This is a genomic window from Noviherbaspirillum aridicola, from assembly GCF_019656455.1.
Taxonomy (GTDB): Bacteria; Pseudomonadota; Gammaproteobacteria; order Burkholderiales; family Burkholderiaceae_D; genus Noviherbaspirillum; species Noviherbaspirillum aridicola.
Window position 1 is genome coordinate 20008 of sequence record NZ_BPMK01000002.1, and the last position, 17050, is coordinate 37057.

General features: G+C 67.3%; 11 protein-coding genes. 9 read left to right on the forward strand and 2 right to left on the reverse strand.

The features are described 5' to 3' along the window. Nucleotides 1-9 precede the first annotated feature (9 nt). A complete protein-coding gene (locus tag NCCP691_RS01995) occupies nucleotides 10-2283 on the reverse strand; it encodes a nitric-oxide reductase large subunit (protein WP_220806571.1) in 2274 nt (757 codons plus the stop codon). A 209-nt stretch (nucleotides 2284-2492) separates the two neighbouring features. Between NCCP691_RS01995 and NCCP691_RS02000 the strand changes: the two genes are divergently transcribed. From NCCP691_RS02000 to NCCP691_RS02035, 8 genes are all read left to right on the forward strand, one after another. After that, the gene (locus NCCP691_RS02000; RefSeq protein ID WP_220806572.1) at nucleotides 2493-2960 is read left to right on the forward strand and encodes an RrF2 family transcriptional regulator; all 468 of its coding nucleotides are present in this window, start codon (nucleotides 2493-2495) and stop codon (nucleotides 2958-2960) included. A gap of 217 nt (nucleotides 2961-3177) precedes the next feature. Beyond that, the gene (gene nirK / locus NCCP691_RS02005; protein ID WP_220806573.1) at nucleotides 3178-4623 is read left to right on the forward strand and encodes a copper-containing nitrite reductase; all 1446 of its coding nucleotides are present in this window, start codon (nucleotides 3178-3180) and stop codon (nucleotides 4621-4623) included. Nucleotides 4624-4756: 133 nt separating this feature from the next. Continuing rightward, nucleotides 4757-8704, forward strand: coding sequence for an EAL domain-containing protein (locus tag NCCP691_RS21495; RefSeq protein ID WP_220806574.1), 3948 nt, complete (start codon nucleotides 4757-4759; stop codon nucleotides 8702-8704). A 358-nt stretch (nucleotides 8705-9062) separates the two neighbouring features. Continuing rightward, nucleotides 9063-9863: a hypothetical protein gene (locus tag NCCP691_RS02015; RefSeq protein WP_220806575.1), complete on the forward strand. Its 801-nt coding sequence runs from the start codon at nucleotides 9063-9065 to the stop codon at nucleotides 9861-9863. Then, the gene (locus NCCP691_RS02020) at nucleotides 9860-10264 is read left to right on the forward strand and encodes a phage holin family protein (RefSeq protein ID WP_220806576.1); all 405 of its coding nucleotides are present in this window, start codon (nucleotides 9860-9862) and stop codon (nucleotides 10262-10264) included. Before NCCP691_RS02015 ends, NCCP691_RS02020 begins: the two co-directional genes overlap by 4 nt. Beyond that, entirely contained in the window at nucleotides 10261-11241 is a 981-nt protein-coding gene (locus NCCP691_RS02025) for a DUF3618 domain-containing protein (RefSeq protein WP_220806577.1), read from the forward strand. Before NCCP691_RS02020 ends, NCCP691_RS02025 begins: the two co-directional genes overlap by 4 nt. Nucleotides 11242-11378: 137 nt before the next feature. Continuing rightward, the gene (locus tag NCCP691_RS02030; protein WP_220806578.1) at nucleotides 11379-11972 is read left to right on the forward strand and encodes an NUDIX domain-containing protein; all 594 of its coding nucleotides are present in this window, start codon (nucleotides 11379-11381) and stop codon (nucleotides 11970-11972) included. Between the two features lie 62 nt (nucleotides 11973-12034). After that, nucleotides 12035-13237 (forward strand): tetratricopeptide repeat protein, encoded by a 1203-nt coding sequence (locus tag NCCP691_RS02035; RefSeq protein ID WP_220806579.1) that lies wholly within the window; start codon nucleotides 12035-12037, stop codon nucleotides 13235-13237. A 1-nt stretch (nucleotide 13238) separates the two neighbouring features. Here NCCP691_RS02035 and NCCP691_RS02040 read toward each other — a convergent pair whose 3' ends face one another. After that, the gene (locus tag NCCP691_RS02040) at nucleotides 13239-15506 is read right to left on the reverse strand and encodes a hybrid sensor histidine kinase/response regulator (protein ID WP_220806580.1); all 2268 of its coding nucleotides are present in this window, start codon (nucleotides 15504-15506) and stop codon (nucleotides 13239-13241) included. Between the two features lie 142 nt (nucleotides 15507-15648). Here NCCP691_RS02040 and NCCP691_RS02045 point away from each other — a divergent pair, with 142 nt between their 5' ends. Then, nucleotides 15649-17040: a hypothetical protein gene (locus tag NCCP691_RS02045; RefSeq protein WP_220806581.1), complete on the forward strand. Its 1392-nt coding sequence runs from the start codon at nucleotides 15649-15651 to the stop codon at nucleotides 17038-17040. Nucleotides 17041-17050: the final 10 nt, after the last annotated feature.

The following is a 17050-nucleotide window of genomic DNA, read 5'->3' on the forward strand; positions in this document are numbered from 1 at the left end:
CGGTCAGGCTCAGGCCTGAGCGGGGACCGCGCCGGCCACCGGCTGCTTGCGCAGGCTGGCGGTCAGCAGCCGGACCGCGAACAGCGCGAGGAACACGGTGCCGAGCGCGAACACGATGTCACCCGGCACGCGCAGCCAGACCATGGTCTCCATGAAGGAGGAGTGGATGAACTCGGCGGAGCGGGCATACCAGAGGCCTTCGGTGATGGCGCCGACGGCCTGGTAGATGCCGGCCGGGACCAGCGACATGAACACCATCATCGCCAGGCCGATGTTGAGCAGCCAGAAGGTCGGGGCAAGATACTTCTCCGGCCAGGCGGCGCGCTCGAACAGGCCGCGCAGGCAGAACAGCATCAGGCCGATGCCGAGCATGCCGTAGACGCCGAACAGCGCGGCATGGCCGTGGGCGGCGGTCATGTTCAGGCCCTGCATGTAGTACAGCGCGATCGGGGTGTTGATCGAGAAGCCGAGCAGGCCGGCGCCGACGGTGTTCCAGAAGCCGACCGCGATGAAGCACAGGATCGGCCACTTGTAGGCGGAGACCCAGGGGGCGGCCTTGGAGCGCTGGTAGTTGCGATAGGCTTCCACGCCGATCAGCGACAGCGGCACGACTTCCAGCGCGGAGAACATGGCGCCGATGGCGATCACGAAGGTCGGCGTGCCGGTGAAGTACAGATGGTGCAGGGTGCCGAGGATGCCGCCGAACAGGAACACGATGGTTTCCAGCACGATGGCGCTATTGGCGGCGGCGGCGCGGATCAGGCCGAGACGGGTGAACAGCAGCGCGATGACCGCGGTGGCGAACACTTCGAAGAAGCCTTCCACCCACAGGTGGACCAGCCACCATCTCCAGTACTCGACCATCGAGTAGTGGGTGCCGCGGGTCCAGGTGAGCGAGGTGGCGTAGAAACCGCCGATGCACAGGGCCGACAGGAACACCATGGCGATCAGGCCGCGGCTTTCCGACGGTGTCTTCAGCGCGGGCCAGAGGCCGCGGCCGAGCAGGGTGGCCCAGAACAGCAGGCCGACGAACAGCAGGATCTGCCACACGCGGCCCATGCTGGTGAATTCCAGGCCCTGGTTGCCGAACCAGAACGCGAATTCCACGCCGCGGCTCTGCAGGATGCCGAGCCAGCCGGTCAGGGTCGAGCCGGCGACGATGAACAGCAGCGCGTAGAACAGCAGGTCGACGCCGAGCTTCTGGAATTTCGGCTCATGGCCGGAGATGGCCGGCGCGATGAACAGGCCGGTGGCGAGCCAGGCGGTGGCGATCCACAGCACCGCGAACTGGGTGTGGATGGTGCGGCTGACGGAGAACGGCAGGATCTCCGCGAGCGGGATGCCGAAGAAGCTGGTGCCTTCGACCGCGTAATGAGCGGTGATGACACCCATGCCGACCTGGGCCAGGATCAGGGCGATGACGACGAAGAAGTACTTCTTCGTGGCCTTCATCGACGGCGTGGCCTTGAGGCTGAACAGGGGATCGGACTTGGGCGGAACCGGGTCGTCTTCTTCCTTGTGGCGCGCATGGATGAAGATCATGCCGGCGATGGCGGCGATCATCAGGATCACGCTGGCGATCGACCAGATGCCGGCGCCGGCGGTCGGTGTATTGCCGACCAGCGGCTCATGCGGCCAGTTGCTGGTGTAGCTCACGCCGGTCTCGTCCGGACGGTCGGTGGCGGCGGCCCAGGAGGACCAGAAGAAGAATGCGGTCAGGGCGTCGCGGTCGGCCGGGTCGCTGAGCGAACCGGTCTGCATCGCATATTGCTCGCGCAGCTTGGCGAACTTGCTGTCGTCGCCGAACAGCCCGGCGTAATGCGCGGCGGTGTCCTTCACCGCGGCGGCGCGCGCCTCCGATAATGTGATGGCGCCGGTTTTCTCATCATAGGTGTTGGCGCGCATTTCGGTCTTCAGGCGCGCGGCGAGCTGCGCCTGGCGGCCAGCGTCGAGCAGGCCCCAGGCCTGGCCGAATTCCTTCTGCGCCCATTCATTGCGCAGCGCGACGGATTCGCGGTGCAGCCAGTCGGCGGACCAGTCGGGCGCCAGATAGCTGCCGTGGCCCCAGACCGAGCCGACCTGCTGGCCGCCCGCCGCGCGCCAGGCTTCCTGGCCGCGTTGCACCTGCTCGCCGGTGTACAGCACCGTGCCGTTGCTACTGACGATCTGTTTGGGAATCGGCGGCGCTTTCAGATAGATCTCCGTGCCCACCCATCCCAGTACGGCGAATGAGAAGGCGCAGATGACAGCGAGCCAAGTCCAGAGTCTGCGTGTGGATTGCATGGCAGTTCCTTGTTGGGCGTTGAAAAAGTTGAAGGGGGAAACGATTTAAGATGCATTCTATGTGCATCAATTAAAACATGCAAATGGAATGTAGCTTTTAAGTCGTCCGAATCCGGGATTCCTTGATCTGGCACCGGATCGCCGCATGAAAGATGTAGAATGTTTGCTTCTTTTTGCCGCCTGCCGCAAGCCGCCCTTGCCATAACACCATGCGACTGACTTCCTATACCGATTACGCGCTGCGCACGCTTATATATCTGGCGACCCATCGCGAGGGGCTGGTGACGATCCAGGACATTGCGGATTTCCACGGCATCGCCAAGAACCACCTGACCAAGGTCGTGCATCAGCTCGGGCAGCTCGGCGTGATCGAAACCATACGCGGCCGCAGCGGCGGATTGCGCCTTGCGCGCGAACCGGCCGACATCAACATCGGTGAAGTCGTGCGCGCGACCGAGACCGACTTCTTCATGGCCGAATGTTTCGACGGCGCGAAGAGCAGTTGCGCATTCACCGCGGCCTGCGCGCTCAAGGATGTGCTCAACGACGCGACCCGCGCCTATCTGAAGGTGCTCGACGGCGCCACGCTCGAGAGCGTCACGCGACGGCCGGCATCGCGCGCGGTCAACCAGCAATACGTCAGGCTCGAGCGCGCGCCGCGCAACGGCACCCGTTAGCGAATCAGCTCCCTCCCCTGCCACCGGGGCCTGGAATTTCTAAACATAGGTTAAGGTTTTCGAAGCCCCCGGAATTCAGAATGGTCTCCACAGCGCGACCGCCAGCCTGATCCGGACAAAGCGGTTCATGACATTCACGCGCGCCGGCCGACAGGCCCGGGCGCCGGAACGACAGACGGCCACGCTGCCTTCTGAACTAGTTTTAAGGAACAAGAAAATGTCATTCGCAACCGTCACTGCCGGCATCAGGAAGCCGCTCGCCCTCTTCATCTCCGCGCTGTTCGTCGCCGCCGCGCTTCCCGCAGTCTCCACCGCCGCCCCGGCGACGAAGCCGGCCGCGCAGGCCAAGGCCTCGGTCCAGCGTTTCGTGCTCAAGACCGGTGTGGTCGACGGCAAGATGGTCTACATCGACCAGCAGGGCAAGTCCAATCCGGCGCTCAAGGCCGCGGTCGGCGACACGATCGAAATCGTGGTCTCGAGCGGCGAGGGCGCGCAGCACGACATCGCCATCCCCGAGCTGAATCTCGCTTCGGCCAAGTTCGACGGCAAGACCGGCCCGGTGACGCTGCGCTTCAAGGCCGAGAAGGCAGGCAAGTTCACGTATATCTGCACCATTCCCGGCCATCGCCAGATCGGCATGGAAGGCGTGATCGAAATCACCGGCAATGCGGCGGCCGCCGCCCAGGCGCCGGCACCCAGGGTGCCCACGCTCGCCGCCGCCGCGATCAAGGCGGCCGACGCCGCGGCGGTCAGCATCGCGATGGACCCGAACGCCGTGCCCAAGCCGCTTACCGACAAGGGACCGCAGCTGCGCAAGTACCGCATCGAGACGGTGGAGCTCAACGGCAAGCTTGACGACGGCACCAGCTTCACCTACTGGACCTTCGACAAGAAAGTGCCCGGCCCGATGCTGCGCGTGCGCACCGGCGACACGGTGGAGCTGACGCTCGCCAACCGCGCCGACAGCACTCAGGTGCACTCCATCGACCTGCATGCGGTCACCGGCGGACACGGCGGCGGACAGCATACCCAGGTGGCGCCGGGCAAGGAGCAGACCATCACCTTCAAGGCGCTCAATCCCGGCCTCTATGTGTATCACTGCGCGACGCCGCTGGTGCCGCACCATATCTCGGCCGGCATGTACGGCCTGATTCTGGTCGAACCGGAAGGCGGGCTGCCGAAAGTCGACCGCGAGTTCTACGTGATGCAGGGCGATATCTACACCTCCCACAAGCACGGCACGAAGGGACACCAGGACTTCGACGTCGACAAGATGGCCGCCGAACTGCCCGACTACTATGTGTTCAACGGCGCGGTCGGCGCGCTCACCAAGGAACACAAGATGGAAGCCAGGACCGGTGAAACCGTACGCATCTACTTCGGCGTGGGCGGCCCCAACAAGATCTCTTCCTTCCACGTGATCGGCGAGATCTTCGACAAGGTCTACAGCGAGGGATCGATCAGCACCGTCAAGAAAGACGTGCAGACCACGCTGGTGCCCGCGGGCGGCGCGACCATCGTCGACTTCAAGGTCGAATACCCGGGCAGCTACCTGCTGGTCGATCATGCCCTGTCGCGCGCCGGCAAGGGACTGGTCGGCAAGATCGACGTCACCGGCCCGGCCGACAGCAGCGTCTACAAGGTCGGCAAGGCAGCCGACTGAAACCGGCCCCGTTCCGCGCTGTCCATGCAGCGCGGAACAATCCGTGCGATTGAGGTTCCTAAGTTGGAAGGAGACTTGATCGACGGGCAAGGTTCGGACGGGCCGGGCGCCCGTCCTGAACTGCACGCAAGGCATGCCGGCACATACTTCCTACGAAGACATTCCCACTCTCGCCGCCAGGCTGTGCGGTACGCCTGCCGCACTCCTCGTTTTTCTCGACCAGCATCAGCGCTGGCATCGTCACACCGTCGGACTGGCGCCGCTCGAAGGCAAGGGCGGCACCTGTTTCTGCGCGCAGGCGGTATGCGGCCGCGAGCTGTACATCGTGCCGGATGCCGCCGCCGACCCGCTGTTTTCCGCCGACAAGCTGCTGCGTCCGCCGTGGTCGATACGGTTTTACGCGGGCATGCCGCTCTACTCGCCGACCGGTTTTCCGCTCGGCACACTGGCCGTTCTCGATTACCGACCGCGCACGCTCGAGCCGCAGCAGGCGAGCGCGCTGGAAATGCTTGCCGCGAACGTGCTGGCGACGCTTGCATACGACGAGGCGCAACAGCAGCTGGAAAAATTGCGTGAGGAAAAGGCACAGGCCGACAGGCTTCTGCAGGAGCGCACCGCCCGTCTCGATACGCTGCAGCGGCAGACCGCCACCGGCAGCTGGCAGTTGAGCCTGCCGGAGAAACGCCTCGACTGCTCGCCGCAGCTCTATCGCCTGTTCGGCATCGACCCGCCGCCGCCGGGAGAGGACATCAATGTCTTCATGAGCATGATCCAGCCCGAGGACCGGGAAAGGGTGCTGATAGCGGCAGAGCGCACGCTCAAGCACGCGGTGCCGCTCGACGTCGGCTTCCGGATGCGCCGCGCCGACGGCGCACTGCGCCATCTTCACATGCGGGCGGAACTGCTGCCGGACGCACGCGCGCCGCAGCTGCTGTCCGGCACGACCCAGGACATCACCGAGCGTCACCAGTCGGACGAGCACCTGCGCCTGCTCGAGACCTGCATCAGCCGTCTCAACGACATGGTGATGGTGACCGAGGCCGATGCCGGCGACGAGCAGGGGCCGCGCATCGTGTTCGTCAATCCCGCCTTCGAGCGCCTGACCGGCTACGCGAAGGAAGAAGTGATCGGCAGGAGCCCGCGCATGCTGCAGGGACCGCGCACGCAGCGCGAGGAGCTGGACAAGATGAAGAACGCGATGCTGGCGCAGCAGCCGGCATGCGTGGAGGTGATCAACTACCGCAAGAGCGGCGAGGAATTCTGGGTCGAGATCGACATCGTGCCGGTATTCGATGACAGTGGGCGCGCGACCCATTACGTGGCGGTGCAGCGCGACGTCACCGAGCGCAGGCAGCGCGTGCTCGAGCTGAGCCGCACCAACCGGGCGCTGCAACTCCTGCGCCGCTGCAACGAAGCCCTGATCCGCATCGACGACGAGACCGAACTGCTCGGGCAGATCTGCCGCCTGGCCCTCGAAGAAGGCGGCTATGACTTCGCCTGGATCGGCCTGGTGCGCGACGACAGCCGCAAGTCGGTGCGGCCGGTCGCCTACGCCGGCGAGCTCAAGGATGTCGAACGCGCGAACCAGCTCGACATACGCTGGTCCGACGCCGATCCGCACGGCAGGGGGCCGACCGGCACCGCGGTGCGGGAAGGCAGGCCGGTGGTGTGTTCCGACCTGCTGGAAGAGCCGAGCTTCGCCCCATGGATGGACTGGCTGCGCCGGGAGGGCATGCGGGCGCTGATCGCCTTGCCGCTGACCCACCGCGGCAGGGTCTTCGGCGTGCTCAACCTGTATCTGCGCACCGTGCGCACGTTTTCCGACGACGAGGTGAAGCTGATGCAGGACCTCGCCGGCGACGTGTCGTTCGGCATCAGCCATGTCAGGTCGCAGCGCCGCCAGCGCCGGCTGGAGGAAGCCATCCTGCAGGTGGCCACCAGCGTGTCGGCCACCACCGGCACCGCCTTCCTGGAGCAGCTCGTGCGCAACCTGACCGACGCGACCGGCGCCCAGGCCGGTTACGTGGCGCGCCTGCTGCCCGGCGAGCCGGCGAGGGTGCGCACCATGGTGGCGGTGGTCGACGGCGCGCGAGCCGACGACATCGAGTACCCCGTCGTCGGCACGCCCTGCGAGCGCCTGCTGACCGAGCCGACGGTGGTCGTGCCGGACAGCGCCCTCGAGCGTTTTCCGCAGGCCCCGGCCGTCGCGGGCGTCGGCGCTTCCGCCTACGTCGGCAGCCGGCTCGTCGACTCGGCCGGCGCCCCGGTCGGCCTGCTGTATGTGCTGTTCCGCGCGCCGCTGCGGCAGCTCGATTTCGTGCTGTCGATGTTCCGCATCTTCGCCGCGCGCGCGGCGAGCGAGTTGGAACGCCAGGTGGCCGACGCGCGCATCCGGGACCAGGCGTCGCTGCTCGACAAGGCGCAGGACGCGATCATCGTCTGCAATCCCGAGCATTGCATCATCTTTTGGAACAAGAGCGCCGAACGGTTGTATGGCTGGACCGCGCAGGAAGCGATCGGCCGCCGCAAGCAGACGCTGCTCTACCGCGACCCGCACGAGTTCGACAAGCCCATGCAGGCGGTGCGCCGCAACGGCGAATGGCGCGGCGAGCTGCGGCAGACCCGCAAGGACGGCTCGGACCTGACCGTGGAGGCGCACTGGACGCTGATCACCGGCGAGAACGGCGAGGTGCAGTCGGTACTCGCGATCCACACCGACATTACCGCGCGCAAGGCCGCCGAGGAGAAAGTGCAGCAGCTGGCCTTCTTCGACCAGCTTACCCGCTTGCCCAACCGGTCGTCCCTGATGGACAGGCTGCAGCATGCGCTCGCGACCTGCGCACGCAGCCGCCGCAGCGGCGCGCTGATGCTGATCGACCTGGACAACTTCAAGACGCTCAACGACACGCTCGGCCATGACAAGGGCGACCTGCTGCTGACGCAGGTGGCTGAGCGGCTCTCCTCCTGCGTGCGCCAGAGCGACACCGTGGCCCGTCTCGGCGGCGACGAATTCGTGGTGCTGCTGGAGGACCTGAGCCCGGTGGCGGAGGAAGCCGCGGTGCAGGCCGAAAGCACCGCCGAGAAGATACTCGCCACGCTCAATCAGCCGTATCCGCTCGAGAACTATGAGCATGTGAGCACGCCCAGCATCGGCGTCACCATCTTTCCCGGCACGCTGGGCGGGGGCGCCGACGTCGACGACCTGCTCAAGCGTGCCGACCTGGCGATGTACCAGGCCAAGGCGGCCGGGCGCAATGCGATTCGGTTCTTCGATCCGGTCATGCAGGCAGCGGTGCGGCACCGGCTCGGGCTGGAGGCGGACCTGCGGCACGCGGCGCGCGCCAACGAGTTCGTCCTGTACTACCAGGCCCAGGTCGACCGCGACGGACGCCAGACCGGCGCCGAGGCGCTGATCCGCTGGGAACAGCCCCGCCGCGGTCTGGTGCCGCCGTCGGAATTCATTCCGCTGGCGGAAGAGACCGGCCTCATCCTGCGGCTCGGCGAGTGGGTGCTGGAAACCGCCTGCGCCCTGCTGGCCCAATGGGAAAAGGATCCCAGCGCGGCGCACATGACGATGTCGGTCAACGTGAGCGCGCGCCAGTTCCGCCATCCGGATTTCGTGCAGCAGGTGTTCGGCGTCCTCGACCGGACCGGGGCCGATCCGCGCCGGCTCAAGCTCGAGCTGACCGAGAGCCTGCTGGTCGAGGACATCGAGACGACGATCGACAAGATGACCGCGCTCAAGCGCAAGGGCGTCGGCTTCTCGCTCGACGACTTCGGTACCGGTTATTCGTCGCTGTCCTATCTGAAGCGCTTTCCGCTCGACCAGCTCAAGATCGACCAGTCCTTCGTGCGCGACGTGCTGGTCGATCCCAACGATGCCGCCATCGCCCGCACCATCGTGGCGCTCGGCCAGAGCCTCGGCCTCGCGGTGATCGCCGAGGGCGTCGAGACCGAGGCGCAGCGGGACTTCCTCGCGCAGCAGGGATGCAATGCGTATCAGGGATATCTGTACAGCGAGCCGGCGCCCGCGGGGGATTTTCTCCAGCAGCTGCGCACGCCACGCGCGGCCGCGCATTGAGGCGGCGGCGGAGACCATCGCCCGCGTGCGGCAGAAAACCGTCTCGTGTCGGCGCGTTCTGTTCCCCGGAGTAATGACAGGGTGAAATTCGGGCGCGTCCCCGTCCCCCGCGTATGACGCAAAGCGTGTCCCGCGCAGTTGGTTGACAAGCGCCTGAACTAAACACCTGCTTGCATTTCTAACATGTTGTGCAGCACTTACCTTCGTTCACCAATGGCACGGGCGTTCTCGGACGACCGTGTCCAACCAACAAACAGGAGTGGAAGCGATGGCAGACCAGAACCAGGATGGGAAGGGCATGATCTCGGGCGGAACGCAGCCAGGACCCGGCGAGCGCGTCCGGGATGATATGTCGCCAATGACAGGCAGCCCGGGCACGGCGACATCGATGGCCAGCAGCGGGGCCGGCAGCAGCGGCGGCATCGACGCCGGATATACCGGCGCCGCCATGTCGGGCCGCTCGACCTCGCCGATGGGCGGCGGCATGAAGGAGGGCACCTCGCGCCTTGCCAGCAGCGCCCGGCAGTATGCGGACGACGTGGCGAGCAAGGCCAAGGAAAAGAGCCGCACCGTGTTCGACCAGCAGAAGGAGACCGCGGTCGGCCAGGTGAGCCAGGTGGCGAGCGCGATCCGCAGCACCGCCGGCCAGCTGCAGGGCGAGGGACAGGACCAGGTGGCGCGCTATGTCGGCATGCTGGCGGACCAGCTCGAAAACCTCGGCGGCCGCCTGCGCGAGAAGGACCTCGATACGCTGCTCGACGACGCGCAGAATCTCGCGCGCCGTTCGCCCGGCACATTCTTCGTCGGCAGCGTCGCGGTCGGCTTCCTGCTCGCACGTTTCCTGAAGAGTTCATCCACCTCGGGCGTCGAGTACCGCGGCTATTCGGGCGAGCAGGATGAGGCCTGGCGCTCGGCGGCGGCCACCTCTTCCGGCGCCTACATGGGCTCGACCACCGGCGCGGCGGGCACGACCGGCACCACAGGCACCGCTGGCACCACTGGCGCCGCCGGTGTCACGGGCGGCGCCGGCTCCGTCGGCAGCGGCGGCTCAGCGTCGCGCGGCGTCGGCGCCGACGGCACGCCCGGCACGAGCGGCACCACGATCGGCAGTTCGGCGACGCCGCTGAACGGATCCGGAGCGGGAGGACCCTCGATATGATGATCGACAAGAGTGACAAGTCCCTCGGCGCGCTGTTCTCCGACCTGACGCGCGACGTGGTGGACCTGGTGCGGCAGGAGATCGAGCTTGCCCGCGTCGAGATGTCGGACAAGATCGCCGACGCGCAGAAGGCAGTGGCCGCGGTGGCCATCGGGGCGGCCGTGCTGCTGGCCGGCGCCCTGGTGCTGCTGCTGGCGCTGGTGAAAGGCGTGGAGGCGCTGCTGCCGCCGGAAGTCGCGCCCTGGCTGGCGCCGCTGATCGTCGGGCTGGTCGTGGTGGCCATCGGTTACGTGCTGCTCAGGGGCGGAACGCAGAAGCTGACCGCCGATCGCCTGATGCCGCGCCGGACGATGGAGTCGCTGCGCCGTGACAAGATGCTAGTGCAGGAGGAAATAAGATGAACGAAAACGAAAAGCGCAGTCCCGAGGAAATCGAGAGCGACATCGAGCGCACGCGCGCCGATTTCAGCTCGACCATCGAGGCGATCCAGCACAAGCTCTCCCCGAGCGAAATGATGGGAAACGCCAAGGAATATGCCCTCTCCACCACACCAGGAGCCTTCAGCGTGAATCTGATCAATACCATCCGAGACAATCCGATCCCCGTGGCCCTGATCGGTATCGGCGTTGCGTGGCTGATGAGAGCCGAGCGGCGCCCCCGCTATGACACGGGCTACTCCCGCGGACGCGGCGCCGCCTACTACACCGACATGGATTCTGCCTACGAGGATGAATTCGCCACCGGGTACGGCGCCGGCGCGGTGGAGACCGGCGACAGCCAGGGCGTGATGCAGCGGGCGAAGATGCGCACCTCCGATGCCGCGCGCGGCATCAGGGACAAGGCAAGCGATGTCGGCCAGCGCCTGAGCGGCACCGCTTCGTCCGTCTCCAGCCGCCTCAGCAGCACCGCATCGTCCATGAGCGGCCGCATGCAGGAAAGCGCGCAGACCGCCCGCGCCCGCATGTCCTCGACCGCGCAGACGGCGTCGGCGCGGATGAGCGAGATGGGCCGTCGCTCCCAGGAGCAGTACTACCGCGCCCGCGAGCGCGCCGGGCAGCTCGTCGACGAACAGCCGCTGGTGATCGCCGCGCTCGGTGTCGCGGTCGGTGCGGCGCTCGGCGCCACCCTGCCGCGCACGCAGCGTGAGAACGAGCTGATGGGCAGCGTCCGCGACGACCTTCTCGACCGCGCCAAGGAAACCGCGCGCGAGCAGGCCGAGGTGCTGAAGCAATCCGCGCAGCGGGTTGCCGACACCGCCAAGCAGGAAGCCGGCCGCGTGCAGGAGCAGGTGAGCAGCGGCGTCAGCCAGGGGAGCGGCAGCCGCGGCACGGAAGGCGCGCAGTTCGGCGGCACCACCGGCCAGCCGAGCATCCACTAGCGCAAGCCGATGTGACGACGCCCCGGATATTCCGGGGCTTTTTTGTTTGGTTGCGCCGCCGAGGCCGAAGCGGCGCGGCCCCTCGTTCCCGGCCACCCACCCCGGTGGCCGGCTTCCCTTTCATGGATGGACACCCCATGCGCACACGCGGGCCGCTGATCAAGATCGTCAATGTCGACACCCTGTCCGACGACTGGCATGTGCTGAAGAAATACACCTTCGACTTTCACCGCCAGGACGGGCAATGGCAGCGTCAGAGCCGGGAGGTGTACGACACCGGCGGCGGCGCGACCGTGCTGCTCTACAACCGCCAGCTGCGCACGGTTGTCCTCACGCGCCAGTTCCGCATGCCTGTCTATCTCGACGGCCGCGACGACGGCATGCTGATCGAAACGCCGGCCGGGATGCTGGAGAACGAGGCACCGGCCGATCGCATCCGCGATGAGATCGAAGAGGAAACCGGCTACTGCGTGACCCAGGTCAGCAAGGCTTTCGAGGCCTACATGAGCCCGGGGTCGGTGAAGGAAAAAGTGTTCTTCTTCACCGCCGAGTACCAGCCGGACAAGCGCAGGGACGGCGGCGGCGGCGTCGAATCGGAAGGCGAGGATATCGAGGTGCTCGAGCTGAGCTTCGACGAGGCATGCCGGATGATGGAGAACGGCGAGATCATGGACGCGAAGACCATCATGTCGCTGCAATACGCCGCGCTGCATCTCTTCGGCCGGGCGTGAGGGCGCGGGCGGCCCGCGGCCTTCATTCATGCTAGAGTGCCTGCCGAATCGGGGAGGCAATCATGACATCGGATCTGGAACAGGCGAGGCTGCACTTCATCAAGGGCATCGAGCATTTCGAAGGCGGACGGCTGGAGCAGGCGCGCGCATGCTTCGAATCGGCGCTCGCGCTCGCGCCCGACCGTCCCTCGATCCTCGGCAATCTCGGCGTCACGCTCTACCACCTGGGCCAGACCGCGCAGGCGCTGCCGCTGCTGCAGCGCGCGACGGCGGCCGATCCCGAGTTCCTCGACGCCTGGACCTGCCTCGGCCTCGCGCTCGAGCGGACGGGCCGCTGGCAGGAAGCCGCCGACGCCATGGCGCGTTCCCTCGCCCTGGCGCCGCAGCAGGCGCAGCTGTGGTTCCGCCGCGGCCAGTGCCTGATGCGGACCGGGCAATGGCAGGCGGCATTGCAGGCATTCGATCGGGCGGTGGCGACCGAGCCCGCATTCGGCGATGCATGGAGCGCGCGCGGCGGCGTGCTGCGCGATCTACAGCGGCTGCCGGAAGCCGCGGCGAGCTTCGAAAAGGCGCTGGCCTGCGGCGCCGACCCCGAGCTGAACCGCTACTACCTTGCCTCGGTGACCGGACAGGCGCTGCCTGCACCGCCCCGCCGCTACGTGGAAGCCCTGTTCGACGACTACGCGCCGGAGTTCCAGGATCATGTGCTGGGCGGGTTGCGATATCAGGGTTACGAGCGGCTGCTGCTGCCGCTGGCCGAGCAGGGCCGGCGCTTCCGGCGCGCGCTCGATCTCGGCTGCGGCACCGGACTGTGCGGTCCGCTTCTGCAGCGGGTCGCCGCGCAGGTGGACGGTGTCGACCTGTCGGCGGCGATGCTGGAACAGGCGCGCGCCACCGGCGCCTATCGGACGCTGTCGCACGCGGACATCGTGGACTTCCTGCGGGCCGAGCGGGAGACGGCCGACCTGATCGCCGCCGCCGACGTCTTCATCTATGTCGGCGAACTCCAGCCGGTGTTCGAGGCGGTGCGCGGGACGCTGGCCGATGACGGCCTGTTCGCGTTCACCGCCGAACTCGCCGCCGGGGGCGAGGCGCTGCAGCTTCTGCCCAGCCTGCGCTATGCGCATTCGGAAGATTACATTCGCAGCCGCGCCGTGGACTGCGGCTTGCGCGTCGAGCGTATTTTCCGTGCGCCGGTGCGCATCGACCAGGGGCGGCCGCTGGAAGGACTGTACTGCTACCTGGCGCCGGGCCGGAAGGACTGATTCAGACGACGCGCGCGGCGGTGGGCAGACCGGCCAGCCAGGCGGCCAGCGCGACGCTGTCGACCGGCTTGACGAGATGCCGGTGGAAGCCGGCGGCCAGCGACGCTTCGCGATCCTGCGGCTGCCCGTAGCCGGTGAGCGCGACGAAGACACTGTGAGCCAGTTCGGGCATCGCGCGCAGCCGCCGCACCAGTTCGTTGCCGTCGATGTCGGGCAGGCCGATGTCAAGCAGGAAAACCTCGGGCAGCACTTCCGGCGCCAGCGCCAGCGCATCCCGCGCGTGGTGGCCGATATAGACACGGTGCCCGCACTGCTGCAGGAACATCGCCAGCAGCTGCGCCGCATCGGCATTGTCGTCGATGACCAGAATGCGCAGCGACCCGCCGCCCGTGCCGGCTTCCGCCTTCGCGAACGGCTGGTCATCCGCCTGCCTGGCCAGCAGCGGCAGGGTTACGGTCAGGCAGGTGCCGAGGCCCGGCCCGTCGCTCTCGATCGCGATGCTGCCGTCGTGCAGGTGCACCAGCGTGCGCACCAGGGCCAGGCCGATGCCCAGCCCGCCCTGCGAGCGGTCCACGCTGCGCTCGCCCTGGGCGAACAGCTCGAAGGCGCGGCCGATCAGATCCGGTGTCATGCCGATGCCGTTGTCCCGCACGGTCATGACGATGCTGCTGTCCCTGACTTCCATGGCGAGCGTGATGCGGCCGCTGCCGGCGGGCGTGTAGCGGGCCGCGTTGCCCAGCAGATTGGCCAGCACCTGCACCAGCCGCTTGCGGTCGCCCGGGACGAAGGCGGGCTGCGGCGGCAGGCGCAGTTCAAGCTGGTGCGATTTTTCCTCGATCAGCGGACGCACCTGTTCGACCGCCTCCGTAACGGCTGTCTTCAGATCGACCGGCTTCTTTTCCAGCGTCACCAGGCCGCGCGTGACGCGCGACACATCGAGCAGGTCCTCGAGCAGCCCGGTCATGTGATTCGCCTGGCGCGCGATCACCGCGGTGATGCCGGGCAGGCGATCGGGACCGATGCTGCCGGTCGCCAGCAGGTCGGCCGCCGCCGAGATCGGCGCCAGCGGATTGCGCAGTTCATGCGCCAGCATCGCCAGAAATTCATCCTTGCGCCGCGCGTCCGTCTGCAGGTTCTGCTGCGCGCGCCGGCGCTGGGTGACATCGGTGAACAGCAGGGCCACGTGCCGGTCCTCCGGCTCGTCGACACGGAAGGCATAGACGTCGAACCAGCGGCCCATGGCCTCGGATTCGCTCTCGAATCGGTTCGGTTCCCCGGTCAGCGCCACCCGGCCGTACATGTCGATCCAGTGCTGCTCAAGCCCGGGCACGAGTTCGCGCGCGCGCCTGCCGACCGCATCGTGCAGTCCGGTCTGCCGTTCGAACACCGGATTGGTTTCGAGGAAGCGGTAGTCGCACGGCCGCCCTTGCTCGTCGAAGATCATCTCCAGGATGCAGAAGCCTTCGTCGATGGAGGCGAACAGCGAGCGATATCGCGCCTCGCTCCTGCGCAGCGCGGCTTCCGCCAGCTTGCGGTCGTGCACGTCGGTGGAGGTGCCGAACCAGCGCACGATCGCGCCGCTGCGCGGGTCGCGCTCCGGTTCCGCGCGTACCAGGAACCAGCGATACTCGCCGGAGGCGGAGCGGATGCGGTGCTCGACGCTGAACACGCGGCCGGCCCGTCCCGCCGCTTCCCAGGCTTCCATCGTCGGCGCCTGGTCCTCCGGATGGACGAAGCCGGCGGCGACTTCTGCCGGGGTCGTCTCCATCGGCTCGGCGCCGGTATAGGTGTACCACTGGCGGTTGAAGAATTCCGCCTTGCCGCCGGGGCCGACGATCCAGACGATCTGCGGAATCGCGTCGGCCATCTGGCGGAAACGCGACTCGCTTTCGCGCAGGCGCTGCTGGGACAGCAGGTTTTCGGTCACATTGCGGAAATAGACCGAGATGCCGAGCGCCGAAGGATAGGCGTGCACCTCATAGTAGCGCTGGTGGTCGGGATACCAGGCCGTGATGCTTCCCGCCAGCCGCTCGCCGGCCACCTTGTGGTACAGAGATTCGAACTCGCTGCCGATCAGCGGCCGGTACTCCTGCCAGATGTTTTTCCCGAGCAGATCGCCGCGGGGGCGGCCGAGCAGAACCTCGGCCTGGCGGTTGACATAGGTGAACGCCCAATCATGGTCGAGCGCGTAGAACGCGTCCGTGATGCTCTCCAGGATGACGGCTGCATTGCTTTCAATACCGCTGCTCGAGTCGAGGGCGCTTCTCACGGTCCATCCTTTCCAGGGTGCAGGCCGCGATCGCGGCGCTGGCAAGAGCGACGATATTAACGCAAGCGGCGTCTTGCGGCAGGGCAGCACCGCAGCCGCCTTCCGGCTATAGTAGCGGCAGCCCAACCCCTAAGCCCAATTCATGCAGAAAGAACGCGCGGCAGGCGCCCCGGCGCGGCTGGCCGCCATCGTCTCGGTGCTCGTGATCATCGGCGCCACGCTGTGGCGCGCCTTCGGCGGACCGCCCGGCCTGTTCATCGTGATCATCGCCGCCATCGCCGTGCTGGTGGTGAGCCAGTTCCGCCAGATCCCCGCCAACCTGCGCAATACCTCGCTGATCCTGCTGGTGATCGCGGTGGCGCTGCTGCCGCTGGCCCGCTCGCCGCTGGCCGCGCTGCAGCGCGGCGTTTTCATATCGGGCCTGCTGCTGGGGCTGATGGGCAGCGTCATGCTGCTGGCGCGCTGCGCGCTACGCAATCCGTCGGTTCACGTGATCGGGCAGGCGTTGCGCGCGCAGCCGGGCGGGCGACGGTACGCGGCCTTCACCGTCGCCGGCCAGGTGTTTGCCGCCATGCTGGGCATGGCCGGCGCCAATATCATGCTCATCATGGCCGCGCCCCAGAACGAGCCGGCCGGCGAACGCAAGACGGCCGCCGTCGTCGCGGTCACCCGCGGTTTCACCGCCGCCAGCTACTGGAGTCCGATGTTCGGCAACATGGCCATCCTGCTGGCGCTGTATCCGACGCTGCGCTGGATCGAGGTTTTCCCGATCGGCGTGCTGATGGCGCAGCTCACGCTGCCGGTCGGGATGCTGCTGCACCGGCTGCGGCAGCGCGGCGCCCCGCCGGAGCCGCCGGGCGAAGCCGTTCCGCCCGGTTTTGCGCGGGCGGCGGTGCCGCTGGCGCTGCTGATGCTCGCCTTTCTCGGCCTGGTGCTGCTGACCGGATCGCGCGCGCATATCAGCACCACCGCGTCGATCGTCCTGCTTGGTCCCTGCGTCGCGCTGCTGCTCAACATCGCCATGGCCGAACGCGGCCGCCGCGTGCCGGACGGCGTGCGCCGCCTCGTCGAAGACCTGCGGCTGTATCCCAACCTCGCCAGCGAAGCGCTGCTTTTCCTCGGCGCCGGCTGCGCCGGCAGCATCCTCGGCGATGCCTTCCCCGCGTCGTGGGTGGCGCGCATCGGCGAGGCGGTGCACGGCATGCCGCTGTTCGGCATCGCCTTTCTGCTGGCGGCGGTGATGGGGGCGGCGCTCACCGGCATCCATCCGGTGCTGACCGCGGTCTTCCTCGCCTCCACGATTACCCCGCAGGTGCTCGACCTGCCGCCGATGCTGCACATCCTCGCCATCCTCTCCGGCTGGGGCCTGTCGGCCAGCCTGACGCCGTACTCGGTGCTCTCGCTGACCGCGAGCCGCTACGCCGGCACCGGCCTCTACCAGATCAGCCTCGGGCGCAATGCGCTGTTCGCGCTGTTCAATGCGGTGTGCGCCTGCCTGCTGCTGACGGCGGTCGCGATGTGGATGCGGATGTAGCGCGCCACGG

Coding starts and splice junctions, on each gene's coding strand:
- NCCP691_RS02025 (WP_220806577.1), top strand. CDS start 10,261: ATGAACGAAAACGAAAAGCGCAGTCCCGAGGAAATCGAGAGCGACATC.
- nirK (WP_220806573.1), top strand. CDS start 3,178: ATGTCATTCGCAACCGTCACTGCCGGCATCAGGAAGCCGCTCGCCCTC.
- NCCP691_RS02030 (WP_220806578.1), top strand. CDS start 11,379: ATGCGCACACGCGGGCCGCTGATCAAGATCGTCAATGTCGACACCCTG.
- NCCP691_RS01995 (WP_220806571.1), bottom strand. CDS start 2,283: ATGCAATCCACACGCAGACTCTGGACTTGGCTCGCTGTCATCTGCGCC.
- NCCP691_RS02045 (WP_220806581.1), top strand. CDS start 15,649: ATGCAGAAAGAACGCGCGGCAGGCGCCCCGGCGCGGCTGGCCGCCATC.
- NCCP691_RS02015 (WP_220806575.1), top strand. CDS start 9,063: ATGACAGGCAGCCCGGGCACGGCGACATCGATGGCCAGCAGCGGGGCC.
- NCCP691_RS21495 (WP_220806574.1), top strand. CDS start 4,757: ATGCCGGCACATACTTCCTACGAAGACATTCCCACTCTCGCCGCCAGG.
- NCCP691_RS02020 (WP_220806576.1), top strand. CDS start 9,860: ATGATGATCGACAAGAGTGACAAGTCCCTCGGCGCGCTGTTCTCCGAC.
- NCCP691_RS02000 (WP_220806572.1), top strand. CDS start 2,493: ATGCGACTGACTTCCTATACCGATTACGCGCTGCGCACGCTTATATAT.
- NCCP691_RS02035 (WP_220806579.1), top strand. CDS start 12,035: ATGACATCGGATCTGGAACAGGCGAGGCTGCACTTCATCAAGGGCATC.